The following is a 25768-nucleotide window of genomic DNA, read 5'->3' on the forward strand; positions in this document are numbered from 1 at the left end:
CCGCCGGGGCCCCGGTCACCATGGGTGGCCGGGGCCCCGGCATGCCCGGGAGACCGTCGCTCGGAATGTTCGCCTAGGCGTAGTTTGAGGATTAGGTGGCCTGGGTCTACGATCCGGGTCATGCCTTCTCCCATCGTCGTGTGCCGGCCCGGCCCCGCCCGTCGCCGTCGGGGGGCCGCCATCGCCGCAAGCCTCGCGGTGCTCACGCTCGCCGCGGCATGCTCCGGTGGCCCCGGGTCCACCGGAACTGCAGGAGTGGACGCCGGTCCAGGCGCCGGCCCAGGCGACGACAGGGCCGGGGTGTCTGGGGCCGGGGTGTCCGGGGCCGACGACCGGCCCCTCGTGCTCACCACCTTCACGGTGCTCGCCGACATCGCCCGCAACGTCGCCGGCGACCACCTCCGGGTCGAGTCCCTGACCAAGGTCGGAGCCGAGATCCACGGCTACCAGCCCACCCCCTCGGACCTGCAGCGGGCCGAGGGGGCCGACCTCGTGCTCGACAACGGCCTCGGCCTCGAGGCGTGGTTCGCCCGGTTCATCGGCAGCGGATCGACCGCCCGTGTCACGGTCACCGACGGCGTGGACGTGCTCCCCATCGCCGGCGGGCCCGAGAGCGGTGCCCCGAACCCCCACGCCTGGATGAGCCCGGTGAATGCGGGCGTCTACGTGGACAACATCGCCGCCGCATTCGCCGAGCTCGACCCGGCCCACGCGGCCGACTACCGGGCCGCCGGGGCCCGCTACCGGCGCGAGGTCGAGGCCGTGGGCACCGGGCTGCTCGACCGGCTCGCGGACCTGCCGTCATCGGCCCGGATGCTCGTCACGTGCGAGGGGGCGTTCTCCTACCTCGCCCGCGACGCCGACCTGACCGAGGGCTACCTCTGGGCCGTCAACGCCGAGCAGGAGGCCACCCCACGCACCGTCGCCGGCGTCATCGACGTCGTGCGTGAGCGCGGAGTGCCCGCGGTGTTCTGCGAGTCGACGATCTCCCCCCGCACGATGATGCGAGTGGTCGAATCCACCGGTGCCGCCTTCGGCGGGACCCTCTACGTCGACTCCCTCTCCCCACCCGACGGGCCCGTGCCCACCTACCTGGACCTGCTGCGCCACGACGCCGACGTCATCGCCGGCGCGCTCACGGCCGGCCACGACGACAAGGAGGGGCGATGACCGACCCGGCACTCGTCGTCCGTGATCTGACCGTGCACTACGGGCCGGTCCGCGCCCTCGACGCGGTGAGCCTCACCCTGGCCGCGAGCCGCGTGTGCGGGCTCATCGGCATGAACGGATCGGGCAAGTCCACGCTCTTCAAGGCGATCCTCGGGCAGGTTCCCCTCGACGCCGGCGACGTGTCGATCTTCGGGCGCACGCCGGCGGCCGCGCGGTCCGCGGGGCTCGTGGGCTACGTGCCGCAGACCGAGGCGGTCGACTGGGACTTCCCGGTCTCCGTGCGTGAGGTGGTGATGATGGGCCGGTACGGGCGGATGGGCCTGCTGCGCCGTCCCCGCCGCGCCGACCACGAGGCTGTGGAACAGGCACTCGACCGCGTCGAGCTCACCGACCTGGCCCACCGCCAGATCGGCCGGCTCTCGGGGGGACAGCGCAAGCGGGCCTTCGTCGCCCGCGGGATTGCCCAGGGGGCCCACCTCATGCTGCTTGACGAACCCTTCGGCGGGGTGGACAAGCGCTCGGAGGCCATGCTCGTGGGGCAGCTGCGCCGACTCGCGGCGGGCGGCGTCACGGTGCTCGTCTCCACCCACGACCTCGCGGGCCTGCACGACCTGGCCGACGAGGCGATCCTGCTCCTGCGCACCGTGCTCGCCCACGGGCCGACCGCGAGCGTGCTCACGCCCGCCCGCCTCGCGGGCGCCTTCGGTCTCGACGTGCTCGGGGGTGCTCGTGCCTGACCTGCTCGCCCTCCTGACCGCCCCGTTCGCCTACGAGTTCATGGTGCGGGCGCTGCTCATCACCCTCGCCGCCTCCGGGGTGTGCGCGCTGCTCAGCTGCTGGCTCGTGCTCATCGGCTGGTCGCTCATGGGGGAGGCGGTCTCCCACGCCGTGCTGCCCGGGGTCGTGCTCGCCTACCTCGTCGGGGTGCCGTTCGCGATCGGGGCGGTCGTCTTCGGCGGGCTCGCCGTGGTCCTCATCGGCACCGTCCGCCGGACCACCCGGCTCAAGGAGGACGCCGCCATCGGGATCGTGTTCACCACGCTCTTCGCGGGCGGGCTCGTGCTCGTCTCGGTCACCCCGAGCGAGGTGGACCTGTTCCACATCATCTTCGGGAACCTGCTCGGAGTCTCCCGCGCCGACCTCGCCCAGGTGCTCATCCTCGGGGCGATCGTGGTGATCGTGCTGCTGGCCCTGCGGCGCGACCTGACCCTCGTGGCCTTCGACTCGACCCACGCGCACGCGATCGGGCTGAGTCCGCGGCTGCTCAACGCCGTGCTGCTCGGGCTGCTCGCGCTCACCGCCGTCGTGGCGCTGCAGGCGGTCGGGGTGGTGCTCGTGGTCGCGATGCTCATCACGCCGGGGGCGACCGCCTACCTGCTGACCGACTCGTTCTCCCGGATGCTGCTCATCGCGCCGGGCATCTCGATGCTGTGCGGGCTCGCGGGGATCTACGCGAGCTACTACCTCGACACCTCCTCGGGGGCGATGGTCGTGCTCGCCCAGGGGCTCGCCTTCGGGGCGGTCTACCTGCTCAGCCCCTCGCACGGGGTGATCATGCGGCGCCTGGCCGCGCGCCGTCGTCGTCGCGCCCTGGCCGGGTGAGCGCCGGCTCAGCGGCCGGTGAGCGCGACCCACAGCGCCGTGGTGGCGCTCGCCCCCAGGTTTACCGGCTCCCGGCCCGCGACGGCGACGGTCACGGCGTCGGAATAGGGCGGTCCCGGGGTCAGGTCGAGGCTCGAGCCGACCCCGATGCCGGCGTCGGCGCAGAATGCGAGCAGCGCCGGGTCCTCGTCGGAGATCCGCTCGAGGGTGACCGTGGCGGGCGCCGGCACCGTGCTCAGTTGGACGGCGTCCGGCGGGTGGATCACGCCGGCGGCGGTGGGAATCGGGTCGCCGTGGGGGTCGCGGGCCGGATGGCCCAGGAGCGCATCGATCCGCTCGACGAGGGCGTCGGAGACGGCGTGCTCGAGCGCGTCGGCCTCGTCGTGGACCTCGTGCCACCGGTAGTGCAGGATCTCGACGAGGAAGGTCTCGATGAGCCGGTGACGCCGCACCATCGTCAGGGCATGGCGCCGTCCCAGGGCGGTGAGGGCGACGGCGCCGTAGGGCGTGTGGGTGACGAACCCCTGGGAGGCGAGCCTGCGCACGGCGTCCGAGACGCTCGACATCCGCAGCCCGGCCTTCTGGGCGATGTCGCTGGGGGTGACCGGGGCGTGGGACCACTCCTGCAGCCCCCAGATGATCTTGAGGTAGTTCTGGGTGCTCGGCGTCAACTCCGAAACGGACATGCGCCGAGCCTACCCAGGGCCGCGACCGCGGCGGATCCTACGTCAGGCCGGTGGTCGCCGCCTGGATGAGCAGGCTCGTGGCGGTGACGCTCAGCCACAGCACGAATCCGAGCAGCAGCGGGGCCGGGCCGGTGCGCCGCAGCCCGGCCACGTCGGTGGACAGACCGATCGCGGTGAGCGCCATCGTGATGAGGAAGACGGAGGCCGTGATGAGGACGTCCGCGGCCGTGGGCGGCAGGGGGAGGATCGAGTTGACCGTGGCCAGCACGAGGAAGCCGATGAGGAACCACGGCACGAGGGTGAACAGCCCCGGGCGGCGTGGGGCGGGCACGGCGGTGTTGTCGGCAGTGTTGTCGGCAGGGCCGGCAGTGTTGGCGGCAGGGGAGATGCGGGCGGACCGGCGCGCCTGCAGATAGGCGAGCCCGAGCACGATCGGGATGATCATGAGCGTGCGGGTCAGCTTGACCACGACCGCCACGTCGGTGGCCTCCCGGCCGTAGGTGGCGGCCGCCGCGACGACCGAGGAGGTGTCGTTCACCGCCGTCCCGGCGAAGACCCCGAAGGCCTCCTGGCTCATCCCGAGGGCGTGCCCCACCCACGGGAAGAGGAGGACGGCGAGGATGTTGAACAGGAAGATCGTGCTCAGGGCGTAGGCGACCTTGCCGGCGGCGGGCTTGACCACGGGGGTGACCGCGGCGATGGCCGACGCGCCGCAGATCGCCGTGCCGACTCCCACGAGCGTCGTCAGATCCCGGTCGATGCGCAGGAGCCGCCCGACGCCCCAGGCGACGCTCAGGCACACGGTCAGGGTGCCGAGCATGACCGGCAGGGAGTGCCAGCCGGAGCGCAGCACCTGCGGGATGGACACCTGGGCGCCGAGGAGCACGACGGCGGCCTGAAGCACCCGCCCGCCCGCGAACTTCACCCCGGCGGCCAGTCGCGGCGCCCGCCGCACCGGCCGAAGGAGCGAGGCGGTGACGCCCCCGAGGAGCACCCCGCTCACCGGCCCGCCGACCACGGGGAATGCGCGGCCGATGAGCATCGCCACGACCGCGATCGGCACGACGAGGGCGAGCCCCGGAAGCAGCCGGGTCCAGCGCGCCCGGGAGGTCTGGGGGGTCTGGGCGGGTTGCGAAGGCCGGGTGGGCTGCGGGGCGGGATCGCCGGCCGTCGTCGCGGGGGCCGCGACGGGGGTCGAGGGGTGCTCGGAATGGGGCATGGATCCACCGTGGCACAGGGGCCGGGGTCGCCGGTACCCACAGAGTACAGGGATACCCATAGGATATTGCTATGGCAGGTGTGGATCTGGAGGAGCTGCGGCTGCTCGTCGCGGTGGCCGATCACGGCTCGATCTCGGCGGCGGCCCGGTTGCGGCGGATCAGCCAACCGAGCGCGTCGGCGCGGATGCGTCGGCTCGAGCACTCCCTCGGCCTCGAACTGCTCGACCGGCGCAGCCGGGGGGCGGAACTGACCGATCACGGCCGGGCGGTCACGAGCTGGGCGCGCTCCGTTCTCGCCGCGGCCGACGCCCTCCTCACCGGCGCGGAGGCGCTGCGCACCGACCGGCCCGTGCGGGTCGCGGCCTCCCAGACGATCGCGGAGTTCCTCGTTCCCGCCTGGTTGGCCCAGGCGCGGGAGCGCTCGGGGGAGCCCGTGCACCTGCGGGTGGCCAACTCGGCGGCGGTCGTGGCCGCCGTGCGCGACCGCAGCGCCGACCTCGGCTTCATCGAGGGGCCGCGGGCGCCCTCCGACCTCACGTGGACCACGGTCCGCACCGACCGGCTCGTGCTCGTCGTCGCCCCCGGGCACCGGCTCGCGCGGGTCCGTTCCCCGCTGTCGGCCGAGCAGGTGGCCGCCCTGGCTCTCGCCTCCCGGGAGGAGGGATCGGGCACCCGCGAGACCCTGGCGCGGGCGCTGCGCCGGGCCGGCGTGTCGGCGGTGTCCGGCCCGGCGGTGACGGTCGACTCGAACGCTGCGGTCAAGGTGGTCGTGGCCGCCGGCGCCGTGCCGGCGATGCTCAGCGAGCTGGCCGTCGCGGCGGAACTGCAGGACGGCCGGCTCGTCGAGGTGCCCACCGCCGGGCTGGACACGCGCCGGCGGCTGCGGGCCGTCTGGCGCCGGGGCACGGCCCCGCGGGCCGGGGGAGCGGCGCTGCTCGCCATCGCCACGGGCCGATAGGAGAGGCCGGACGCGCCCGCGCGGGCGCCGCGGTGGTTAGGGTGTCGGAGTGACTATCCAACCAAGCAACGTGCCCCTTGTCTCACTCAACGACGGCACCGCGATCCCGCAGCTCGGCTTCGGGGTGTGGCAGGTGCCCGACGACCAGGCCCAGGTCGCCGTGGAGGAGGCGCTGCGGGTCGGCTACCGCCACATCGACACCGCGGCCGCCTACGCCAACGAATCCGGCGTCGGCCGGGCGTTGGCGACCTCCGGCCTCGCCCGCGACGACGTCTACATCACGACCAAGCTGTGGAACGCCGACCAGGGCTATCACAGCGCCCTCGACGCCTACGAGGCCTCGCTCGACAAGCTCGGCATCGAGACCGTCGACCTCTACCTCATCCACTGGGCGGCGCCCTCGTTCGACCTCTACTCCGACAGCTGGAAGGCCCTCGCCAAGCTGCGCGAGGAGGGGCGCGTGCGCTCGATCGGGGTGTCGAACTTCGAGGCCGATCACCTCCAGCGCATCATCGTGGAGACGGGCGTCACGCCGGTCATCAATCAGATCGAGGTCCACCCCTACCTCCAGCAGGAGACGATGCGTGCCACGAACTCCTCCCACGGCATCGCCACCGAGGCGTGGTCGCCGCTGGGCAGCGGTCACGGGCTGCTCGAGGATCCGGCGCTCGTGCGGATCGCCGAGACCCACGACGCCACCCCGGCCCAGGTCGTGCTCGCCTGGCATCTCGCGATCGGGAACGTCGTCATCCCCAAGTCCGTCACGCCCTCGCGCATCGCCGAGAACTTCGCCGCGACCGGCCTCGAACTCGAGCCCGAGGACGTCGACGTGATCACCGAGCTCGACCGGAACGAGCGCTACGGCGCCCACCCGGCCGAGGCCGCCTTCGGCAAGCCCGCGCACCTGGCCTGACCGGCCGGCGCCGGCCAGGCCGGCGCCCGGCCTTCGGGAGACCCCGCCGAGCTCGGTAGACCCCGCCGAGGGGGCCCCGCCGACCCATGCGGTCGGCGGGGCCCCCTACGCGGGGCGGCCGGGCGTCGTCCTAGATCCAACTGGGAAGGAACATGTGCATGTTCCAGTACCAGTACGGAATCCACTCATTGGTCCAGATCGGCCAGAAGAACGCGCCGGCGGCGAGGGCCGCCACGACCACGAACGCGGCGATCCATATCCCCGGTCGTCGCTCGCGCAGCGGGATGCGTCTGCTCGAGATGAGCGTGGCGAGCGCGAACGTGAGCGCGAGCGCCACGTACGGAACGAACGCCACGGTGTAGAACGTGAAGATCGTGCGCTTCATGTACAGCAGCCACGGCACGTAGCCGGCGAGGTAGCCCGCCAGGATCGCCCACGCGCGCCAGTCACGGCGCCGCAGCGCCGCCCAGATCACCACGAGTAGCGCGAGTACCCCGCCCCACCACACGACCGGGTTCCCGACCGCGAGGATCGCCGAGGCGCACCGGTGTGAGCCGCAGATGAGCTCGGCACCCTGGTCCGCCCCGAGATCGCGCCACGCGAACGAGGTGGGCCGGTACTGGATGAGCCAGCCGAGCGGATTCGACATGTACGTGTGCTCGCTCGTGAGCCCGTTGTGGAACGACCACATCCGCAGGTGGTACTCCCACCACGAGTTGAGCCAGTCGGGCATCCACGCGCGCTGCGGCAGCTCGGCCACGGCGTTGACGTCGCGGGCCCAGTGGCGCAGATACGAGTTCGGGCTGAGCCACCACGGCAGCCACGTGAGCACGTAGGTGAGCGCCGCCGTCGGCACGAGCGCGCAGAACGCCGACACGCCGTCGCGCACCGCCCCGCCGCCGATCCAGAACCGCACGCCGATCGAGCGGCGCGCGCTGATCGTCCACGCCACGACGAGCAGGCCGAAGACGGCCACGAAGTAGATCCCCGACCACTTCACCCCGCTCGCCAGGCCGAGGCAGATCCCGGCCACGACGAGCCACCAGCGCATCCCCACCCGCGGACCCCACGGATCCGAGTAGCGGCCGTCGCCGCCCGCGCGGGTGAGGTCGCGGGAGGCCACGAGGGCGAGCCGGCGGCGGTACTGCTCGCGGTCGAGCAGGATGGCGCCGAACCCGCACAGCGCCCAGAACGAGAGGAAGATGTCGAGGATCGAGATCCGGCTCATGACCAGGTGGATCCCGTCGACGGCCAGGAAGAGCCCCGCGACGGCCCCGAGCGCGGTCGACCCGAAGAGCCGTCGCCCGATCCGCACGAGCAGCAGCACCGACAGGATTCCCGTGATCGCGGCGCTGATCCGCCAGCCCACCGGGTCGTTCGTGGCGAAGAAGCGCATGCCGAGCGCGATCATCCACTTGCCCACGGATGGGTGCACCACGTAGTCCGCGTCGGTGCCCAGATCGGAGTAGTCGCCGGCCGCGAAATCGAGGTTCGGGTCCTCGCCCCAGCGGCCCTCGTAGCCGAGGGTGAGCAGCGAGTACGCCTGCTTGACGTAATAGGTCTCGTCGAAGACCAGCCGCGCCGGCCGGCCGAGCTCGACGAGGCGCAGCACGGCCGCGAAGGCGGTGACCACGGCGGTGATCGCCCACGAGGCCCACGCATTCTCGTGGATCGGGGAGAGCAGCCGGTCGCGCAGCGTGCCGTGCACGTGCTCCCGGGTGGTCACCTCGGGCGGCGCGGGCGCCCGGAGCCGGGCGGTGGCTCGCGCCCAGGCGTGGGGACGACGCAGCTCGCCCTCCGGTTCGGCCTCGGGTTCGGCCTCGGGTTCGGCGAGGGGCACCGCCGAGTCGCCGCCCGCGGGCGGGACCGCGGGATCGGTGGCATGACGTGGGCCCGGGCCGGGCGCCGTCGCGTCGTCCTCATGCTGGCTCACGGCCCGATTCTAGGCACCGGCGGGTGGTGTCGATGGCCAGTCGCCGGCGCGGGCCGGCGGGGCTGACACACTGGGCGGGTGAGCGCCTTCTCGACCGATCCCGCCGACCCGGAGGAACTCCCGGACGGGGCAGTGCCGCCGATCCTGCTCGCGGGCACCCCGATCGGCTCCACCGAGGACGCCTCGCCCCGGCTGCGGCGCGCGCTCGCCGAGGCCGATCTCATCGCGGCCGAGGACACCCGGCGGCTGCGGGCGCTGCTCGGCCGGCTCGAGCTGCGAACGGGCGCGCGGGTGATCGCCTATCACGAGCACAACGAGCAGGCGCGGACCCCCGACCTCGTCGATGCCGCGCGCCGGGGGCAGCGGGTCGTCATGGTGAGTGACGCCGGGATGCCGGGGATCTCGGATCCGGGGTTCCGGCTCGTCGAGGCGGCTGCGGCCGGCGGCGTGCCCGTGAGCGTCGTGCCCGGGCCGAGCGCCGTGCTCACCGCGCTGGCGGTCTCGGGGTTGCCGACCGACCGGTTCTGTTTCGAGGGATTCGCCCCGCGCAAGCCGGCCGCCCGGCGCGGCGCGTTCGCCGAGCTCGCGACCGAGCGGCGCACGATCGTGTTCTTCGAATCGCCCCACCGGATCGCCGCGTGCCTGGCCGATCTCGTCGGCGCGTTCGGGGCGGATCGGCGGGCGGCCGTGTGCCGGGAGCTGACCAAGACCCACGAGGAGGTCCGCCGCGGCACCCTGGCCGAGCTCGCCGACTGGGCCGCGGACGGACTGCGGGGGGAGATCGCCGTCGTGGTCGCCGGCGCGACGCCCACGGTGCCCGGCCTCGAGGAGCTCGTGGCCCGGGTGCGGGAACGGATCGCCGCCGGGGCGCGGATGCGTGAGGCGGTCGATGCCGTGGCCGCCGAGGCGGGCGCGAGCCGGCGCGAACTCTACGAGGCCACCCTCGCCGACCGCTGAGGGGGCGGGCGGGGAGTCGCCTCGGGCCGTGTGGGCGGTCGTCTACGTGGCGGGGGCGATCCTCCCAGCTCGCCGACGGCGCCCGGGACGTGAGCTGGATTACTCCCGGCCCGGGCCGGATGGCAGAGTAGTGCCATGAGTACCAATCGTGCCCTGGTGATCGTGGATGTGCAGCCGACGTTCTGCGAGGACGGCGCGCTGGGCGTCGAGGGCGGCAACGCCGTGGCGCAGCGCATCGCCGACTTCGCCGACGCCCGCCGCTCCAACTACGACCTCGTGGTCACCACCCAGGACTGGCACATCGACCCCGGCTCCCACTTCTCCCCGACCCCCGACTTCGTGGACACCTGGCCCCCGCACGGCGTGGCCGGCACCCCGGACGCCGAGCTGCATCCGGCCCTGGCGGACCTGCACCCGGAGGTCTCCGTGAAGAAGGGCGCCTACGAGGCCGCCTATTCCGGCTTCGAGGGCCGCGACGAGGAGGGGACCGACCTGGCGACGCTCCTGCGTGCCGCCGGCGTCACCGCGCTCGACGTCATCGGCATCGCCGAGTCCCACTGCGTCAAGGAGACCGCGATCGACGGCGTCGGCGAGGGGTTCGAGGTGCGAGTGTTCACCGACCTGACCGTGCCCGTCACCCCGGAGCAGGGGCAGCAGGCACGCGAGGCGATGGCCCGCGCGGGCGTCGACCTCGCGCTGTCGTGACCGCGCGGCCGGCCGAGACGACCGCTCCGGCCGCCGACGCAGCGGGCTCGGCCGCGGCGGCGGGGCTGCGCCCGCGGATCATCGGCGGGCACACCTTCGACCTGGCGCGCCGCGTCGTCATCATGGCGGTCGTCAACCGCACGCCCGACTCCTTCTACGACCGCGGCGCGACCTACGCCCTCGAGGCGGCCACGGCCGCGGCCCTGCGGGCGGCCGCGGCGGGGGCCGAGTGGGTCGACGTCGGCGGCGTTCCGTTCTCCCCGGACACGCCGCCGGTCTCGGAGGCGGAGGAGCTCGATCGGGTCGTGCCGCTCATCGAGGCGATCCGGGCGCAGAGCGACGTCGTCGTCTCGGTCGACACCTACAACCCCGCCGTGGCGAGCGCCGCGATCGAGGCGGGCGCCGCCGTCATCAACGACGTCATGGGCCTGCGCGTGCCGGGCCTGGCCGAGGTGGTGGCGGCCTCGGACGCGACCGTCGTCATCGCGCACTCGCGCGCCGAGGCGCACCGGCACCTGCGCCGTCCGTCCTACGGCGACGTCGTCACCGAGGTGGCTGCCTACCTGCGCGACCGCGTGGCCCTCGCGCGCGCCGCCGGCATCCCGGAGGAGCGGATCGTCATCGACCCCGGGCACGACCTGAACAAGAACACCCTCCACTCCCTCGAGCTGACCCGGCGGCTCGGGGAGATCACCGCCCTCGGGCTGCCCACGCTCGTGGCGCTGTCGAACAAGGACTTCATCGGCGAGACCCTCGACCGGCCGCGCGGGGAGCGGCTCATCGGCTCGCTCGCCACGGCGGTGCTGTGCGTGCAGGCCGGTGCGCGGATCCTGCGGGTACACAACGTGGCGCAGACCCGCGACGCGGTGCGGATGACCGAGGCCGTGCTCGGGCTGCGGGAGCCGGCCCGGCTCCGCCACAACATGGACGCGGAGTAGCGGTGTTCGATCTCGACGAACTCATCGAGGCCTACCGGGTGAGCGACCGTGGCCGGGCCCGCGTGCGGGCGAACTTCATCGCCAGCCTCGACGGCGCCGCCACCGTGGGCGGCCTCTCCGGCGGCCTGAACGATCCGTGGGACCTGCAGGTGTTCACGGTGCTGCGCCGCCTCGCCGACGTCGTGCTCGTGGGGGCCGGCACGCTGCGGGCCGAGGGGTACGGCGGCCTGCGGGTCGGGGCCGCCGACGTCGCCTGGCGCCGCGAGCACGGCCTGAGCGACCATCCCCGGCTCGCGATCGCCACCCGCTCGGCCCGCCTCGACCCGGCCTCCGACCTGTTCGCCGGCGCCCCCGCGCCCCCGCTCGTGTACGCCCCGACCCCGCCCACGGACGAGAGCGACGACGGCACGGGCGAGCGGCTCGAGGCCCTCGCCGGCGTCGCCGAGGTGATCACCCTGCCCGGGGAGGTGCTCGACGTGCACGCGATGCTCGCCCACCTCGCGGCGGCCGGCCATCCGCAGGTGCTGTGCGAGGGCGGGCCCCACCTGTTCGGCAGCCTCATCGACGCCGACGCCGTCGACGAGCTCTGCCTCACCCTCGCCCCCGTGCTCGCCGGCGGCACGGCCCCGCGGATCTCGGCGACCGTGGCCGAGTCGACCCGGGCCATGCGGCTCGTGCACGCCCTGCCCGGCGGGCCGATGCTGTTCCTGCGATACGAGCGCGAGACGCAGCCCTAGCCCATCGCCCCTAAGATCGAGTCCATGACTCGCATCCTCTCCGCCGTGGCCTGGCCCTACGCCAACGGCCCCCGGCACATCGGCCACGTCGCCGGCTTCGGCGTCCCCTCCGACGTGTTCAGCCGGTACATGCGAATGGCGGGTCACGACGTGCTCATGGTCTCGGGCACCGACGAGCACGGCACGCCGATCCTCGTGCAGGCCGAGGCCGAGGGCGTGAGCGCCCAGTCGCTCGCCGACCGCTACAACCGCGTGATCGCCGAGGACCTCACCGCGCTCGGCCTCACCTACGACCTGTTCACCCGCACGACCACCCGCAACCACTACTCCGTGGTGCAGGAGATGTTCAAGACCGTTCACAAGAACGGCTACCTCATCGAGAAGACGACGAAGGGCGCCGTCTCCCCGAGCACCGGGCGCGCCCTGCCCGACCGCTACATCGAGGGCACGTGCCCGATCTGCGGCTACGACGGCGCCCGCGGCGACCAGTGCGACAACTGCGGCAACCAGCTCGACCCGATCGACCTGATCAACCCCGTCTCCCGCATCAACGGCGAGAAGCCGACCTTCGTCGACTCCACGCACTTCTTCCTCGACCTGCCGGCCCTGAGCCAGGCGCTCGGGCAGTGGATGGACACCCGCACGAACTGGCGCCCGAACGTGCACAAGTTCGCGCTCAACCTCCTCGACGACGTGCGCCCCCGGGCCATGACCCGCGACATCGACTGGGGAATCCCGGTGCCGATCTCCGGCTGGGAGTCCAACCCGAACAAGCGCCTGTACGTGTGGTTCGACGCCGTCGTCGGATACCTCTCGGCGAGCGTCGAGTGGGCCCGCCGCTTCGGCACGGGCGACGAGTGGCAGGAGTGGTGGGCCAACCCCGAGGCCCAATCCTACTACTTCATGGGCAAGGACAACATCACCTTCCACGCCCAGATCTGGCCCGCGGAGCTGCTCGCCTACGACGGCCGCGGGGCCCTCGGCGGCGCCCCCGGCCCGTTCGGCACGCTGCAGCTGCCCACGGAGGTCGTCTCGAGCGAGTTCCTCACGATGGAGGGCAGGCAGTTCTCCTCCTCCCGCGGCGTCGTCATCTACGTGCGCGACATGCTCGAGCGCTACCAGCCCGACGCCCTGCGCTATTTCATCGCCACGGCCGGGCCCGAGTCGCACGACTCCGACTTCACCTGGTCCGAGTTCCACCGCCGCACGAACGACGAGCTCGTGGCCGGCTGGGGCAACCTGGTCAACCGCACCGCCAACCTCATCCACAAGAACTTCGGCGAGATCCCCGCCGCCGGCGACCTCGCCGATATCGACCGGGACCTGCTCGCGACCACCGAGGCCGGGTTCGCCCAGGTCGGCGACCTCGTGGGCTCCCAGCGCCAGCGCGCGGCGATCACCGAGGCGATGCGGCTCGTGGCCGACGTGAACCGGTACCTCTCCGACACCGCGCCGTGGAAGCTCAAGACCGACCCGGCGCGGCAGGGCACCGTCCTGCACACAGCGGCGCAGGCGATCGGCGACCTCAACACGATGCTCGCCCCGTTCCTGCCCCATTCGGCGAGTGCCGTGCAGGAGACCTTCGGCGGCACTGCGGGCTCCGATCGTCTCGCCCCGCAGCCGCGGCTGGAGGAGGTCACCGACCTCGACGACCCCACCCGCTCGTACCCGATCATCACCGGCGACTACGGCGCCTCCCGCGGCACGTGGCACCGCACGCCCCTCGTGCCCGGAACCCCGGTGGGCAAGCCGACCCCGGTGTTCACCAAGCTCGAGGAGTCGATGGTCGCCGAGGAGCTGGAGCGGCTGCGCGAGCAGAACCGGTCCTGATGTCGCGCCGCCCCCGCCCCACCGGCCTGCCGCCCGCGCCCGAGCCGCTGCCCGGCCCGGTCGTCGACAACCACACCCACCTCGAATCGATCGCCGCTCTTCTGTCGGATCCCGCGGATCCCAAGCAGCCTACGGACGACGCAGCTCGCCCGGGCATCGCCACCCACCTGGCCGCGGCGCTCGCCGTCGGCGTCGACCGGATCGTCCAGATCGGCTGCGACCTCGACTCGGCCGCCGCCTCGCTCGACATCGTCGACCTCGCGCGCACGAACACCGGGCGAGGCGGGAGCGGCGAATCGGCGGCCGTGGTCGCCGGGGTCGCGATCCACCCGAACGAGGTCGTGGCCCATCACCGGATCGTCGAGGCGAGCCCCGACGGGCTCGAGCCCGCCCGGGCGCCCCGGCACGAGACCGGATACGCCGACGCCTTCGCCCGGATCGCCGAGCTCGCCCGCGACGAGCGCATCCGCGTGATCTCCGAGACCGGCCTCGACCATTTCCGTGCGGGGGAGCGGGGCCGGGCCGTGCAGCGGGAGGCGTTCCGCGACCACATCGCGCTCGCCAAGGAGCTCGGCCTGCCGATGCAGATCCACGACCGCGAGGCCCACGCCGCGGTGCTCGAGGTGCTCGACGCCGACGGGGCGCCCGAGCGCACGGTCGTCCACGCCTTCTCCGGGGACGCCGCCTTCGCGCGTGCCTGCCTCGAGCGCGGCTGCCACCTGTCCTTCTCCGGAACCGTGACGTTCAAGAACGCGGCCGACCTGCGCGCGGCCGCCCGGATCGTCCCGGCCGACCGGCTCCTCGTCGAGACCGATGCCCCCTACCTCACGCCGCACCCGAATCGGGGCCGCCCGAACTCCCCGGTCCAGCTGCCGCACACGGTGCGGCTGCTCGCCGAACTGCGCGGCGAGGATCTGAGCGACTTCTGCGAGCGGCTCGCCGCCCTGAGCGAGGACCTCTACGGACCGTTCGCGTGAGCGCGTGGGATCACCGAACGGCGGGGGGAGCCCGATCGGGTCAGGTGCCCGGGCGCCGTCCACCGACCGGTCCCGGCATGGACCGGAGCGGTCCGGGTGGGTTACGGTGCTGGGGCGCCCTCGCCGGCGCCGACCGCTCGATCTCCCGGACGATGAGGATGGACATGTGCACGTGGACGCGTCGATGAGTCGCCGGTCCCAGCGGCGGGAGATTCGTCGGGGGAGGCGGCTTCGCCAGGGCCTCGCCGGAGGTGCCGCCGTCGTCGTGCTCGGAGCCGGGGTCGCGTTCGCCACGGTGCCGTCCGGATCGGACGACGCCGACGGCCGGCTCACGTCGGCCGGCGTCGGCATGGATCGCGAACCGTGGCTCCAGGCCTCCCGCTCCGGCGTCGACCGCGTCCCCCTCGAGGGCGCCGATCCGGTGACGTTCACGGTGATCATCGACGGCGAGAGCCGCGAGGTCACCTCGGCCGCGCCCACGCTCGCCACCGCGCTCGCGGACGAGGGGATCGCAGTCGGCTTCGACGACGTGGTGAGCGTGCCGATGTCCGAGGCGCCGACCGAGGGCATGACCGTCGAGATCACGCGCGTGGAGACCCGCACCGAGGTGTTCACCGAGACCATCGAGCACGCCTCGGAGCGGCACGAGACGGCAACCCTGCCGGAGGGTGCCGAGCAGCTCGAGACCGAGGGCAGGGACGGCGAGCGGGAGACGACCGCGAGCGTCACCTACTCGGGCGGCACGGAGGTCTCCCGCGAGGTGCTCGCCGAGGTGGTCTCCACCGAGCCGGTGACCGAGGTCGTGCTCGTCGGCACCGGTCCCGCCGAGACCGCGGCGTCCGCCGAGTCCCCCGACTCCTCCGTGCCGGCCGACAGCGGCGGCCCGGTGAACCAGAGCTACTCGGGCGAGGACCCGCGCGGCATCGCGCAGGCGATGCTGGCCGACCGGGGCTGGGGCGAGGACCAGTGGCAGTGCCTGAACAAGCTCTGGGAGCGCGAGAGCGGCTGGAACCCGAGCGCGCACAACAGCTCGTCCGGGGCCTACGGGATCCCGCAGGCGCTCCCCGGCTCGAAGATGGCCAGCGTGGGCGCCGACTGGCGCACGAACCCGGCCACCCAGATCGAGTGGGGCCTCGGCTACGTCAAGGGCCGCTACGGCACCCCCTGCGGTGCGTGGGGCCACTTCCAGGCCAAGAACTGGTACTGACGCACTCCCCGGCCCGGCCGCTGCGCCTCTCGCCGGCCGCATGATCGCGTCGTCGATCGGGGCGTGACTCCCGCCCGGATCGGGGTTCCCCGCGCGGGGTCACGGGCTCTCCGGGCGGGGGAGGCGCGCGGGAGCGCCGTGGTGAATTACCACACATCTGCCCGGGATTCCTTGGCATCGCAGATAACGATGGGGTTACAGTCGCCGAGGCCTTCGAGCCCCGTGTACCACGAGTGCGCGCCTCCCCAGCGGGAAGCGAACCATGCCCCCGCGCAATCCTAGGACGCCCCGTTGACCGAACCCCTCCCCGTCGTCCCCGCCGACAGTGCTGCCGATGCCCCCGGCGTCCACGGCGCCCCCGACACCACGGGTGGCCCTGACGCCCAGGCGACTCCCGCGCCGCGCCGTCGTCTCGCGATCGCCCTGCTCGCCGGGGGACTCACCCTCCTCCTCGCCGTCGGCGGCATCACCGCGGCCTCCGCCCACAAGCGGGTCTCCGTGGACCTGGACGGAACGATCCAGAGCGTCGGCACGTTCGCCGGCTCCGTCGCCGGGGCCCTCGAGGTCGCCGGCATCAGTCCGGGCGATCACGACCTCGTGGTGCCGGGCCCGGGGGAGAGTCTCGAGGACGGCGCCGAGATCGTCGTGCGCACGGCCGAGCAGGTGAGCTTCGTCGTGGACGGCGAGCCCACCGAGCTGTGGACCATCGGTCGCACCGCCGCGGAGGCGCTCTCCGACGTCGCCTCCTCCGGCCGGACGGTCACCATGGCCACGTCCCGCTCGGGGGACGGCCGACCCGACCTCGACCTGCCGCTCGTGACCGACGACGACGTGGACTTCGCCGTCGACGGCGAGGAGCGCACGGTCGCGATGACCGGAACGGTCGGCCTGGCCCGGGCGCTCGAGCAGGCCGGGATCACCCTCGGCGAGCTCGACGCCGTCGCCGTCTCCATCGGCGCGGGCGGCACCCCGCTCGTCACCGTCACCCGGATCAGCGAGGACGAGAAGAAGACCACCGAGACGGTGGACTTCACGACCGAGACCCGCAAGACCGGCGACCGCTACCAGGGCGAGTCCGTCGTGGTGCAGGCCGGCAAGGAGGGCGTGCGCACGATCGTCACCTGGCAGCGCACCGTCGACGGCGAGGTCGTCAAGGAGGAGGTCCGCAGCGACGAGGTGACCACCGAGCCGGTCACGAAGATCGTCGAGGTCGGCACGAAGGCCCGCCCGGCACCCAAGCCGGCCCCCGCGCGCTCATCGAGCGGATCGGGCGGCGGCTCCGCCCCGGCCGGCGTGTGGGCCAAGCTCGCCCAGTGCGAATCCGGCGGCAACCCCGGTGCCGTCTCCGCGAGCGGCACCTATCACGGCCTCTATCAGTTCTCCGTGGCGACCTGGAATGCCGTCGGCGGCTCCGGCCTGCCGAGCCAGGCGAGCGCGGCCGAGCAGACCAAGCGCGCCAAGATCCTCCAGGCCCGGTCGGGCTGGGGACAGTGGCCCGCCTGCTCGAGCAAGCTCGGGCTGCGCTGACCCCGCAGCACTTCGACCGGCCGTGACCCGGCCGTGAGCCGGCCCATCGGGCCCCCGGTCCCAGCGGACCGGGGGCCCGATGTGGCAGAGTTCGGTCCGTGACCGTGCACCTGCTCAGCGCCTCCGATATCCGCGGCCTCGCCGAGGAGTACGGCATCCGCCCCTCGAAGGTCTTCGGCCAGAACTTCGTGGTCGACCCGGGCACGGTGCGCCGAATCGTGCGCACCGCCGGGGTCGAACCGGGCGACGTGGTCATGGAGGTCGGCCCCGGGCTCGGCTCCCTCACCCTCGGGCTCCTCGAGGCCGGCGCCCACGTCGTCGCCGTCGAGATCGACACCGAACTCGCCCCCGTGCTCCCACGCACGGTGACTCGCTTCGCCCCCGGGACGGCCGATCGCCTCACCGTCGTCACCGCCGACGCGATGAAGGTGACCGAGCTGCCGATCACGGACGGCGGCCCCCCGACCCGGCTCGTCGCCAACCTTCCGTACAACGTCGCCGTGCCCGTCATCCTTCATTGCCTCGCCGCATTCCCGACGCTCACCGAGGCGCTCGTCATGGTGCAGGCGGAGGTCGCCGACCGCCTCGTCGCCGCACCCGGATCCCGCATCTACGGGGTGCCCTCGGCCAAGGCCGCGTGGTACAGCGAGGCCACCAGGGCCGGCTCGATCGGCCGGGCCGTGTTCTGGCCGGTGCCGCGCGTGGACTCGAGCCTCGTGCGAATGGTCCGGCGCGAGCCGCCCGGGGCGACCGCGACCCGGGCCGGCACGTTCGCCGTCATCGACGCCGCATTCGCCCAGCGCCGCAAGACCCTGCGCTCGGCCCTCGCGGGCTGGGCGGGATCGGCCGCGCTCGCCGAATCGGCCCTGCGGGCCGCGGGCATCGACCCGACCCTGCGCGGCGAGCGGCTGCGGGTGGAGGACTTCGCGGCGATCGCGGCCCATGCGCCCGAGGGCGCGGCCGGCCCGGACCGGGGCACCCGGAACGAATGATCGCCGCGCGGCGATATCCTGGGGGCATATGGCGCATCTACTCGGAGCCGAATCGATCGGGCTCGACTACCCCACGAAGACCGTGCTGGCCGATCTCACCCTCGGTCTCGACGAGGGCGACCGGATCGGGGTCGTCGGCCGCAACGGTGACGGCAAGTCGAGCCTGCTCGGACTCCTTACCGGGAGGATCCAGCCCGACAGCGGCCGGGTCACCCACCGCGGCGGCCTGCGGGTCGGGGTGCTCACCCAGGCCGACACCCTCTCCGACGACGAGACCATCGCCCACGCGATCGTCGGGGACCGGCCCGACTACGAATGGGCCTCCGACCCGCGCATCCGCGACGTGCTCGCCGGGCTCGTGGCCGACCTCGACCGCTCGGCCACGATCGGCACGCTGAGCGGCGGCCAGCGCCGCCGGGTCGCCCTGGCGGCACTGCTCGTGGGGGACTGGGACGTGCTCGCGCTCGACGAGCCCACGAACCACCTCGACGTCGAGGGGATCTCGTGGCTCGCCGCGCACCTGAACGGGCGGTGGGCCCGCACCGCCGGCGGCCTGCTCGTCGTCACCCACGACCGCTGGTTCCTCGACGCGGTGTGCACCCGCACGTGGGAGGTGCACGACGCCACCGTCGAGGCCTTCGACGGCGGTTACGCCGCCTACGTGCTGCAACGGGTCGAGCGGGACCGGCAGGCCGCCGTGACCGAGGCCAAGCGGGCGAACCTCATGCGCAAGGAGCTCGCCTGGCTGCGGCGCGGGGCGCCCGCACGGACGGCGAAGCCCAAGTTCCGGATCGAGGCGGCCAATCAGCTCATTGCCGACGTGCCGCCGCCCCGGGACACGCTCGAACTCACCCGCCTGGCCACGGCCCGGCTCGGCAAGGACGTCGTCGACCTCGAGGACGTGGGCCTCGCCTACGACGGCCGGGAGATCCTGCGCGAGGTGACGTGGCGCATCGCGCCGGCGGAGCGCACCGGCATCCTCGGTGCGAACGGGGCCGGCAAGTCGACCCTGCTCGCGCTCGTCGCGGGAACGCTCGCCCCGACGGCCGGCCGGGTCAAGCGCGGCAAGACCGTGCGGATGGGGGTGCTCGACCAGCAATTCTCCCAGCTGGCCGACATCGCCGGCGACCGGGTCCGGGAGGTGCTCGCCCGCACGTCCGGAACGGTCGTCGTCGGGGGGAGGGAGCTCACCCCCGCCCAGCTGCTCGAGCGACTCGGGTTCTCCCGCGCGCACCTGGCCGCCCGGGTCGGCGAGCTCTCCGGCGGCCAGAAACGCCGGTTGCAGCTCCTGCTCGTGCTCCTCGACGAACCGAACGTGCTCATCCTCGATGAGCCCACGAACGACGTTGACACCGACATGCTCGCCGCGATGGAGGATCTGCTCGACTCCTGGCCCGGCACGCTGCTCGTCGTCTCCCACGACCGCTACCTGCTCGAGCGGGTGACCGACCAGCAGTACGCGATCCTGGGCGGACGGCTCCGGCACGTGCCCGGCGGCGTCGACGAGTACCTGCGGCTGCGCGACGCCGGCGCCGGCGACGACCCGGGTGCCGGGCCGGCTACCGCGACGGACGAGCCGCCGAGCGCGCGCTCCGGCGCCGAGATCCGCGCGAACGAGAAGGAACTCGCCTCCCTCGAGCGGCGGATCGAGCGCCTGCGCCGACAGGCCGCCGACGCGCGCCTCGACCTCGCCGACCTCGACCAGTCGGACTTCGAGCTCATCGGCGTCGAGATGGCGAAGATCACGGCGCTCGAGGACGAGGCCGACGTGCTCGAGGAGCGCTGGCTGGAGCTGTCGGTCACGCTCGACTGAGCCACGCGACCGCGGCGACGGCCGGTTACGCCGTCAGGACGTCCCGACGCCGGAAGCCGGCGAAGGCGAGCGCCCCGAGTGCGACGAGCGCGGCCACGAGCCCCGCGACGCCCGAGAAGTCCGGGTCGGGCCCGAAGGCCTCGGGCACCCAGTGGAACGGCGAGATGCCGAGCACCCACTCGGGCAGGTCGAACAGCTGCCCGAACATCCCGCCCACGAACACGTAGGCGAGCAGGATCCAGGCCAGGCCCGCGAACCGGGGCCACCACGCGAACAGGGCCGCCGGGAGCGCGAGGAACACGAGCACGGCGGGCAGCCGGCCGACCAGCACGAGCGAGTAGTCGGCCAGGCCCGGTTCGTCGACACCGACGAGGATCGATCCGAGCCACAGCCCGTACACCGAGACCGCGAGCAGCACGCCCGTGCCGATTCCGGCGACGAGGACCTGCGCCCCGAGCCAGCGAGTCCGGGACACGGGGGTGGCGAGGGTGACCTCGAGCCGGCCGGCGGACTCCTCCGCCCGCGGGCGCAGGCCCATGACGATGGCGTAGGCCGCGGCGCACAGCGACACGAACAGCATGACGACCGCCAGGAACGAGCTCGTGAACGCGGCCGGATCCGTGCCGAACAGCCGGCCCAGCACGGGGTTCGTGCCCACGAGATCGGCCACCATGTCGTTCAGCGTGCTCATGAGCGTGCCGGTACCGAACCACATGAGCCCGAGCCCGACCGTCGTCCACAGCAGCGTGCCGCGCTGCTGAAGCCACGCGAGCCGGACCGGGGAGCGAAGCCCCGCCCGGGCGGTGGCCGGACCGGGCCGGCTCTCGAGCAGCCCCGCGCCGAAGTCGCGCCGGGTGGCCAGGAGGGCGGCGAGGCCGAGGAGCACGAGCGCGACCACCACGGAGAGCAGGACCGGCCACCAGCGCAGGTCGACGAACGCCCGCAACTGCTGCGCCCAGGCGATCGGTGAGAACCACGAGAGCAGCGACCCGCCCGGCTGCCGGATGTCGCCGGCGGCCCGGACCACGAACGCCCCGGCCACGACCGCGAGCGAGAGGCCGCTCGCGGTGCGGGCGTGCACGCTCACCTGGGAGGCGACGAGGGCGGCGGCGCCGAAGACGAGCGCGCTCGCCGCGCAGCCGAGCATCATCGCGAAGGCGTCCGCCGCCGACAGTCCGGTCCCCACCGCGACCATCGTCGCCGCGGACAGCACCGCGATGACGAGCAGGTGGACCGCGAGGGTGAGCATGGTCGCGACCCCGGGGGCGTGGCGCCCGACCGCGGCCGCACGCACGAGCTCGGCCTGGCCGTCCCCCTCCGCCGCGCGGGTGTGGCGGACCACGTGCATGATGCTCATGATCGCCAGCGCCACCACGATCCACATCGTGCCCTCGTTCGCGACCGCGACCGGGGCGGTGTAGTGGTCGAGGCCGTACCCGGGCCCGCCCATGACGATGCCGCTCGGGGTGCGCATGACCGCGGCGCGCGCGGCGAGGGCGGACGGGTCGAAGACGGTGGACAGCGCGAACACGAAATAGGCCACGAAGGCCACGACCGAGGCCACCCAGACGACCATGCGGACTCGGTCGCGGCGAACGATGTGGCGACTCAGGTGCCCGAGGCCCGTGAGCGGGGATTCGCGCCGGAGCGGGGTCCGGACGGCGTCGAGCGGCGCGGCGGCGGCGGTGCTCATCGCCCGCCACCGGACGGAACGGGCTGCTCGCCGTAGTGGCGGAGGAAGAGATCCTCGAGCGAGGGCGGGGTGACCTGGAGGGAGGCGACGCCGTGGCTCGCGAGCGGCTCGAGCACGCGCTGGATCGTGGCGTCCTCGACCTCGAAGGAGACGTGGGTGCCGTCGTGTCGAGGTCGGGACGCGAGATCGTGCACCCCGGCCAGGGCGGCCAGGGCCCGCGCCCCGGCCGCGGTGACGACGGCCTCGACGTGGGAGCGGGTGAGGTGGCGCATGCTCGCGAGGGTGCCGGTCTCGACGGCCCGACCGGCGCGGATGATCGTCACCGTGTCACACACCTTTTCGACCTCGCTGAGGATGTGGCTGCTCAGCAGCACCGTTCGGCCCGCGCGCGCGAGGCCGCGCACGTAGTCGGTGAACACCGATTCCATGAGCGGGTCGAGTCCGCTGGTCGGCTCGTCGAGGACGTACAGCTCGGCGTCCCGGGCGAACGCGGCGACGAGCGCGACCTTCTGGCGGTTCCCCTTGGAGTAGGTGCGCGCCTTCTTCGTGGGGTCGAGCTCGAACCGCTCGAGCAGTTCGGCCCGGCGGGCCGGGTCGGCTCCGCCGCGCAGCCGGGTGAGGTAGTCGATGGTCTCCCCGCCGGTGAGGTTCGGCCACAGGGTCACGTCGCCCGGCACGTAGGCGAGGCGACGGTGGAGCGCGACCGCGTCGGCCCACGGATCGGCGTCGAAGAGACGCACGTGCCCGGCGTCGGCCCGGAGCAGGCCGAGCAGCACCCGGATCGTCGTCGACTTTCCGGCGCCGTTCGGGCCGAGGAAGCCGTGAGCCTCGCCGGCGCCGAGGCTCAGGTCGAGTCGGTCGAGTGCCGTGACCGGGCCGAAGGACTTCTCGAGTCCGCGGATGTCGATGATGCTCATGGGGTGTGCTCGCCGTCCTTGCCCTCGTCGGTGTGTGGTGCTGCGGCCGTATCGACTCGATCGGCCGAATCCGCCTGACCGGGTGCGTCGCCCGTGTGCAGCAGGAAGTCCTCGAGGATGCGCCGGGTCGTGAACAGGCCCTCGGTGTACAGCTCGAGCATCGGACCCGTGCCCTCGGAGGCGAGCATGCGGTACAGCCCGGGCAGGTCGGTCGCGGAGCGGCCGCCGGTGTCCGGCTCGAGCAGCATCGTGAGGAGGAAGGAGCCGAGGGAGCTGGTCACGAGGTAGCGGGCGCGGGCCCGCTCGTCGCGACTGGGTCGGATGACGCCGGCGGCGACGGCGTCGGCCAGGTAGCCCTCCGCGTCGGCGATCATGTGCTCGACGAAGGATCGGCCCAGCGATCCGCCGGCGATGACCGACTGCATGACGTAGCCGACGAGCGGGGCGTACTCGTCGCCGCCGACGAGGGTCGGCAGCAGCCCGCCGCCCGCGACGACGCCGATGTTCCTCGCCTTGGCCGCGCGGATCCATTCGAGCGCAACGCCGTCGCAGGCCGCCCGCAACCCCTCCTTCGTGCCGTAGCGCTTGATGATGAGCGCCGCGCTCACATCCGCGTCCGCCGCGATCACACGCAGCGGCGCCCCGAAACCCTCGCGGGCGAACCGGTTGAGCGCCGCCATGAGGATGGGGCCGGCCTCCGGGGAATCGGTCGGGACCGGGGGATCGGCGGCTGTGAACGCCTGTTCATGGACCATGACAGCCAGTGTGAACGCATGTTCACGCTCGTGTCAAGGGTCGATTCGCCGCCGTTCGGCTCGAGCGCCGGCCGATCCGCGAGCGGGTGCCGGCAGGGCCCCGAGAGAGCGCGGCTCGGGCGCCGGTCAGGCGGCCGGAACCCCCGCGCGCAACTCGGTGAACACCTCGGCCGCCTCGTGACGGGTGGCGAGCGGTGCGCCCTGGCCGAGCCACAGCGACTGGAGCTCGCCGAGTCCGCGCCGGCCCGCCTCGGAGCGGAACCGGCCCGTGAGCCAATTCTGCGCGGGGAACGGCGCGATGGCCCCGGCGTCCTCGATCGCGGTCACCGCCCGGTTCCGGGCCCCACGAGCGAGCCGGCCGCTCATCGCCCGGGTGAGCACCGTTGCCTCCGGTGGCGTCGAGCGGATCGCCGCCCGGTGCGCGTCGTTCGCCGCGGACTGGCGGGTGGCGAGGAACGCGGTGCCGACGTGCACCCCGGAGGCGCCGAGGGCGAACGCGGCGGCGACCCCGCGCCGGTCCGCGATTCCGCCGGCGGCGAGCACGGGGATGGCGACCGCGTCGACCACCTGGGGAACGAGGGCGAACGTGCCCACGAGCGAGTCCTCCGGGCGACCCAGGAACGAGGTGCGGTGGCCGGCGGCCTCGGAGCCGGTGGCCACGACGGCGTCCACCCCGCCCGCCTCGAGCGCGACCGCCTCGGCGACGGTCGTGGCCGTGCCGATCACGACCGTGCCGGAGGCGTGGGCACGCTCGATCAGCCAGGCCGGCGGCACCCCGTAGACGAGGCTGAGCACGGCCGGACCCGCCGCGAGCGCGGCCTCCGCCTGCTCGGTGAACTCCGGGAGGAAGGCCGCGGGTTCGGGCGGAACCGGCGCGTCCACCTCGGCGAAGAACGGGGCGAGGGCGGCGTGCACCGCGTCGAGCTCGCCCTGGCCGGGGCGCACCTCGTCGCCGGTCGGCAGCCACAGGTTCAGGGCGAACGGGCGATCGGTGGCCGCGTGCAGCGCCTCGCAGGTCTCGGCGATCCGGGCGGGGGAGTAGCCGTACAGGCCGTAGGACCCGAGTCCGCCGAGCTCGCTCACGGCGGCGGTCAACTCGATCGAGCTGAGGCCGCCGAAGGGGGCGAGCACCACCGGGTGGTCGATGCCGAGCAGGGCGCGAAGAGTTGCGGCGGACATGCGTGACCGGCCTTCCGGTGGGGAAATATTCTCACCCCAGTGTATAACCGCCGGTTCCCCGGCCCGCGGGAGGGGTCAGCCGCGCCCGGCGGTCACCGCATCGTCGGTGTGCTCGGTCTCCGGGGCACGCACGAACATCGCCGCGGCGGCGAGGGCCGTCGCCGGGATGAACAGCATCCCGATGCTCAGCAGCCCGGCGAGGGTGAAGAGGATGAGCAGCGCAGCGGAGATGAACCCGAGCCGCTGCCACCAGCGCCCCCGGGAGAACAGCGGCAGCAGCGCGAACGCCACCGGGAAGGCGACCGTCACGAGGATCGAGGGGCCCATCGCATGCCAGGCCGACACGCTCTCGGTCACCTCGGTGCCCGTGCTCGAGGTGGAACTGGTCGCGTACAGCGGCAGGAGACAGGCCGCCACCGCCCCGACCACCGCGGCGCCCGCGGCCACGAGCTGGACCACGCGGCGGCGGGAGAGATACGGTTCCGAATCCACTGCTTCCTCCTGGCACCCGTCGGTTCTCAGCCTAACCCCCGGGGGTCTCGAAGGGCGCGGCCAGCGCCCGCAACAGGTCGGCGAGCTCGGTCCGCTGGGGGTCGCTCAGTCCGGTGAGCAGTTCGGTCTCGCGTCGCAACAGGTCGGCCATCGCGGCGTCGACGACCGACTTGCCGGACTCCGTCAGGCGAACCCGCACGACCCTCCGATCGCCGACCGCCGCGGCGCGCTGCACATAGCCGTCCCGCACGAGCCGGTCCACCCGGTTGGTCATCGTTCCGGAGGTGACCATGGTCTCGGCGAGCAGCAGGCCCGGGGTGAGCTCGTACGGCTCACCCGACCGGCGCAGCGCCGCGAGCACGTCGAACGCGCCGGACTCGAGGCCGTATTTCGAGAAGGCCGCCCGACGCGCGAGCTCGAGGTGTCGCGCCAGCCGTGACAGCCGCGAGAACACCTGCATCGGCTCCGGATCCAGGTCCGGGCGCTCCCGGCGCCAGGCCGCGACGAGCCGGTCGACCTCATCGGAATCTGCCATTCCTGCAGGGTAGTCGACGCCCGGTCGCCGGA

Annotated in this window: 24 protein-coding genes; 15 read left to right on the forward strand and 9 right to left on the reverse strand. The window is 73.2% G+C overall.

Features of this window, described 5'->3' with window-relative positions; all coding sequences use genetic code 11:
- Positions 1-120: 120 nt before the first annotated feature.
- The 3 genes from GCG21_RS01290 to GCG21_RS01300 are packed head-to-tail and all read left to right on the forward strand — an operon-like array spanning position 121 to position 2772.
- The gene (locus GCG21_RS01290; protein ID WP_152817462.1) at positions 121-1170 is read left to right on the forward strand and encodes a metal ABC transporter substrate-binding protein; all 1050 of its coding nucleotides are present in this window, start codon (positions 121-123) and stop codon (positions 1168-1170) included.
- Positions 1167-1907 (forward strand): metal ABC transporter ATP-binding protein, encoded by a 741-nt coding sequence (locus GCG21_RS01295; RefSeq protein WP_152817463.1) that lies wholly within the window; start codon positions 1167-1169, stop codon positions 1905-1907. The genes GCG21_RS01290 and GCG21_RS01295 overlap by 4 nt, the downstream gene beginning before the upstream one ends.
- Positions 1908-1947: 40 nt before the next feature.
- Complete coding sequence (locus tag GCG21_RS01300; RefSeq protein ID WP_152817696.1) at positions 1948-2772, forward strand: metal ABC transporter permease; 825 nt, start codon at positions 1948-1950, stop codon at positions 2770-2772.
- An 8-nt stretch (positions 2773-2780) separates the two neighbouring features.
- On the opposite strand, the gene GCG21_RS01305 is transcribed toward GCG21_RS01300, so the two are convergent.
- Together GCG21_RS01305 and GCG21_RS01310 are read right to left on the reverse strand one after the other, a co-directional pair.
- Entirely contained in the window at positions 2781-3458 is a 678-nt protein-coding gene (locus tag GCG21_RS01305) for a metal-dependent transcriptional regulator (RefSeq protein ID WP_152817464.1), read from the reverse strand.
- 37 nt (positions 3459-3495) lie between these two features.
- Positions 3496-4677, reverse strand: a complete 1182-nt coding sequence (locus GCG21_RS01310) for a YeiH family protein (protein ID WP_152817465.1) — start codon at positions 4675-4677, stop codon at positions 3496-3498.
- A 71-nt stretch (positions 4678-4748) separates the two neighbouring features.
- Between GCG21_RS01310 and GCG21_RS01315 the strand changes: the two genes are divergently transcribed.
- Together GCG21_RS01315 and GCG21_RS01320 are read left to right on the forward strand one after the other, a co-directional pair.
- Positions 4749-5636 carry a LysR family transcriptional regulator gene (locus GCG21_RS01315; protein ID WP_152817466.1) on the forward strand — a complete coding sequence of 296 codons (888 nt, stop codon included), beginning with the start codon at positions 4749-4751 and terminating at the stop codon, positions 5634-5636.
- Between the two features lie 49 nt (positions 5637-5685).
- Positions 5686-6549, forward strand: a complete 864-nt coding sequence (locus GCG21_RS01320; RefSeq protein ID WP_228760090.1) for an aldo/keto reductase — start codon at positions 5686-5688, stop codon at positions 6547-6549.
- A 130-nt stretch (positions 6550-6679) separates the two neighbouring features.
- On the opposite strand, the gene GCG21_RS01325 is transcribed toward GCG21_RS01320, so the two are convergent.
- The gene (locus tag GCG21_RS01325) at positions 6680-8482 is read right to left on the reverse strand and encodes a dolichyl-phosphate-mannose--protein mannosyltransferase (RefSeq protein WP_370517189.1); all 1803 of its coding nucleotides are present in this window, start codon (positions 8480-8482) and stop codon (positions 6680-6682) included.
- A gap of 132 nt (positions 8483-8614) precedes the next feature.
- Between GCG21_RS01325 and rsmI the strand changes: the two genes are divergently transcribed.
- The 10 genes from rsmI to GCG21_RS01375 all read left to right on the forward strand — a co-directional run bounded on the left by rsmI (position 8615) and on the right by GCG21_RS01375 (position 20165).
- On the forward strand, positions 8615-9439 hold the full coding sequence (rsmI, locus tag GCG21_RS01330; protein WP_370517226.1) for a 16S rRNA (cytidine(1402)-2'-O)-methyltransferase: 825 nt from the start codon (positions 8615-8617) through the stop codon (positions 9437-9439).
- Positions 9440-9574: 135 nt separating this feature from the next.
- Positions 9575-10144, forward strand: a complete 570-nt coding sequence (locus tag GCG21_RS01335) for an isochorismatase family protein (RefSeq protein WP_152817467.1) — start codon at positions 9575-9577, stop codon at positions 10142-10144.
- The gene (gene folP / locus GCG21_RS01340) at positions 10141-11082 is read left to right on the forward strand and encodes a dihydropteroate synthase (RefSeq protein WP_370517190.1); all 942 of its coding nucleotides are present in this window, start codon (positions 10141-10143) and stop codon (positions 11080-11082) included. The genes GCG21_RS01335 and folP overlap by 4 nt, the downstream gene beginning before the upstream one ends.
- 2 nt (positions 11083-11084) lie before the next feature.
- Positions 11085-11819, forward strand: coding sequence for a pyrimidine reductase family protein (locus GCG21_RS01345; protein ID WP_152817469.1), 735 nt, complete (start codon positions 11085-11087; stop codon positions 11817-11819).
- 24 nt (positions 11820-11843) lie between these two features.
- Positions 11844-13649, forward strand: coding sequence for a methionine--tRNA ligase (gene metG, locus GCG21_RS01350; RefSeq protein ID WP_152817470.1), 1806 nt, complete (start codon positions 11844-11846; stop codon positions 13647-13649).
- On the forward strand, positions 13649-14626 hold the full coding sequence (locus tag GCG21_RS01355) for a TatD family hydrolase (protein WP_152817471.1): 978 nt from the start codon (positions 13649-13651) through the stop codon (positions 14624-14626). Before metG ends, GCG21_RS01355 begins: the two co-directional genes overlap by 1 nt.
- A gap of 184 nt (positions 14627-14810) precedes the next feature.
- Positions 14811-15833: a G5 domain-containing protein gene (locus GCG21_RS01360; protein ID WP_152817472.1), complete on the forward strand. Its 1023-nt coding sequence runs from the start codon at positions 14811-14813 to the stop codon at positions 15831-15833.
- A 291-nt stretch (positions 15834-16124) separates the two neighbouring features.
- A complete protein-coding gene (locus GCG21_RS01365; RefSeq protein WP_227992861.1) occupies positions 16125-17360 on the forward strand; it encodes a resuscitation-promoting factor in 1236 nt (411 codons plus the stop codon).
- A gap of 98 nt (positions 17361-17458) precedes the next feature.
- On the forward strand, positions 17459-18352 hold the full coding sequence (gene rsmA, locus GCG21_RS01370; protein WP_370517191.1) for a 16S rRNA (adenine(1518)-N(6)/adenine(1519)-N(6))-dimethyltransferase RsmA: 894 nt from the start codon (positions 17459-17461) through the stop codon (positions 18350-18352).
- A 28-nt stretch (positions 18353-18380) separates the two neighbouring features.
- Complete coding sequence (locus GCG21_RS01375) at positions 18381-20165, forward strand: ABC-F family ATP-binding cassette domain-containing protein (RefSeq protein WP_152817473.1); 1785 nt, start codon at positions 18381-18383, stop codon at positions 20163-20165.
- Positions 20166-20190: 25 nt separating this feature from the next.
- Here the strand turns inward: GCG21_RS01375 and GCG21_RS01380 are convergent, their stop codons facing one another.
- The 6 genes from GCG21_RS01380 to GCG21_RS01405 all read right to left on the reverse strand — a co-directional run bounded on the left by GCG21_RS01380 (position 20191) and on the right by GCG21_RS01405 (position 25736).
- Entirely contained in the window at positions 20191-21858 is a 1668-nt protein-coding gene (locus tag GCG21_RS01380) for an ABC transporter permease (RefSeq protein ID WP_152817474.1), read from the reverse strand.
- On the reverse strand, positions 21855-22775 hold the full coding sequence (locus GCG21_RS01385; protein WP_152817475.1) for an ABC transporter ATP-binding protein: 921 nt from the start codon (positions 22773-22775) through the stop codon (positions 21855-21857). The genes GCG21_RS01380 and GCG21_RS01385 overlap by 4 nt, the downstream gene beginning before the upstream one ends.
- Entirely contained in the window at positions 22772-23530 is a 759-nt protein-coding gene (locus GCG21_RS01390) for a TetR/AcrR family transcriptional regulator (RefSeq protein WP_227992868.1), read from the reverse strand. Before GCG21_RS01390 ends, GCG21_RS01385 begins: the two co-directional genes overlap by 4 nt.
- 126 nt (positions 23531-23656) lie before the next feature.
- A complete protein-coding gene (locus GCG21_RS01395) occupies positions 23657-24709 on the reverse strand; it encodes a nitronate monooxygenase family protein (protein WP_152817476.1) in 1053 nt (350 codons plus the stop codon).
- A gap of 75 nt (positions 24710-24784) precedes the next feature.
- Complete coding sequence (locus tag GCG21_RS01400) at positions 24785-25201, reverse strand: hypothetical protein (protein WP_152817477.1); 417 nt, start codon at positions 25199-25201, stop codon at positions 24785-24787.
- A gap of 31 nt (positions 25202-25232) precedes the next feature.
- Positions 25233-25736, reverse strand: coding sequence for a MarR family winged helix-turn-helix transcriptional regulator (locus GCG21_RS01405; RefSeq protein WP_152817478.1), 504 nt, complete (start codon positions 25734-25736; stop codon positions 25233-25235).
- Positions 25737-25768: the final 32 nt, after the last annotated feature.

It is taken from the genome of Pseudactinotalea sp. HY160 (genome assembly GCF_009372055.1).
GTDB lineage: Bacteria > Actinomycetota > Actinomycetes > Actinomycetales > Beutenbergiaceae > HY158.

What these genes read in the sequence shown, in the direction of transcription:
- metG (WP_152817470.1), top strand. Translation starts at nt 11,844, where the DNA reads ATGACTCGCATCCTCTCCGCCGTGGCCTGGCCCTACGCCAACGGCCCC.
- GCG21_RS01360 (WP_152817472.1), top strand. Translation starts at nt 14,811, where the DNA reads ATGAGTCGCCGGTCCCAGCGGCGGGAGATTCGTCGGGGGAGGCGGCTT.
- GCG21_RS01405 (WP_152817478.1), bottom strand. Translation starts at nt 25,736, where the DNA reads ATGGCAGATTCCGATGAGGTCGACCGGCTCGTCGCGGCCTGGCGCCGG.
- GCG21_RS01335 (WP_152817467.1), top strand. Translation starts at nt 9,575, where the DNA reads ATGAGTACCAATCGTGCCCTGGTGATCGTGGATGTGCAGCCGACGTTC.
- GCG21_RS01375 (WP_152817473.1), top strand. Translation starts at nt 18,381, where the DNA reads ATGGCGCATCTACTCGGAGCCGAATCGATCGGGCTCGACTACCCCACG.
- GCG21_RS01390 (WP_227992868.1), bottom strand. Translation starts at nt 23,530, where the DNA reads ATGGTCCATGAACAGGCGTTCACAGCCGCCGATCCCCCGGTCCCGACC.
- GCG21_RS01315 (WP_152817466.1), top strand. Translation starts at nt 4,749, where the DNA reads ATGGCAGGTGTGGATCTGGAGGAGCTGCGGCTGCTCGTCGCGGTGGCC.
- GCG21_RS01310 (WP_152817465.1), bottom strand. Translation starts at nt 4,677, where the DNA reads ATGCCCCATTCCGAGCACCCCTCGACCCCCGTCGCGGCCCCCGCGACG.
- GCG21_RS01355 (WP_152817471.1), top strand. Translation starts at nt 13,649, where the DNA reads ATGTCGCGCCGCCCCCGCCCCACCGGCCTGCCGCCCGCGCCCGAGCCG.
- GCG21_RS01385 (WP_152817475.1), bottom strand. Translation starts at nt 22,775, where the DNA reads ATGAGCATCATCGACATCCGCGGACTCGAGAAGTCCTTCGGCCCGGTC.
- GCG21_RS01295 (WP_152817463.1), top strand. Translation starts at nt 1,167, where the DNA reads ATGACCGACCCGGCACTCGTCGTCCGTGATCTGACCGTGCACTACGGG.
- GCG21_RS01305 (WP_152817464.1), bottom strand. Translation starts at nt 3,458, where the DNA reads ATGTCCGTTTCGGAGTTGACGCCGAGCACCCAGAACTACCTCAAGATC.
- GCG21_RS01290 (WP_152817462.1), top strand. Translation starts at nt 121, where the DNA reads ATGCCTTCTCCCATCGTCGTGTGCCGGCCCGGCCCCGCCCGTCGCCGT.
- GCG21_RS01395 (WP_152817476.1), bottom strand. Translation starts at nt 24,709, where the DNA reads ATGTCCGCCGCAACTCTTCGCGCCCTGCTCGGCATCGACCACCCGGTG.
- GCG21_RS01380 (WP_152817474.1), bottom strand. Translation starts at nt 21,858, where the DNA reads ATGAGCACCGCCGCCGCCGCGCCGCTCGACGCCGTCCGGACCCCGCTC.
- GCG21_RS01300 (WP_152817696.1), top strand. Translation starts at nt 1,948, where the DNA reads ATGGTGCGGGCGCTGCTCATCACCCTCGCCGCCTCCGGGGTGTGCGCG.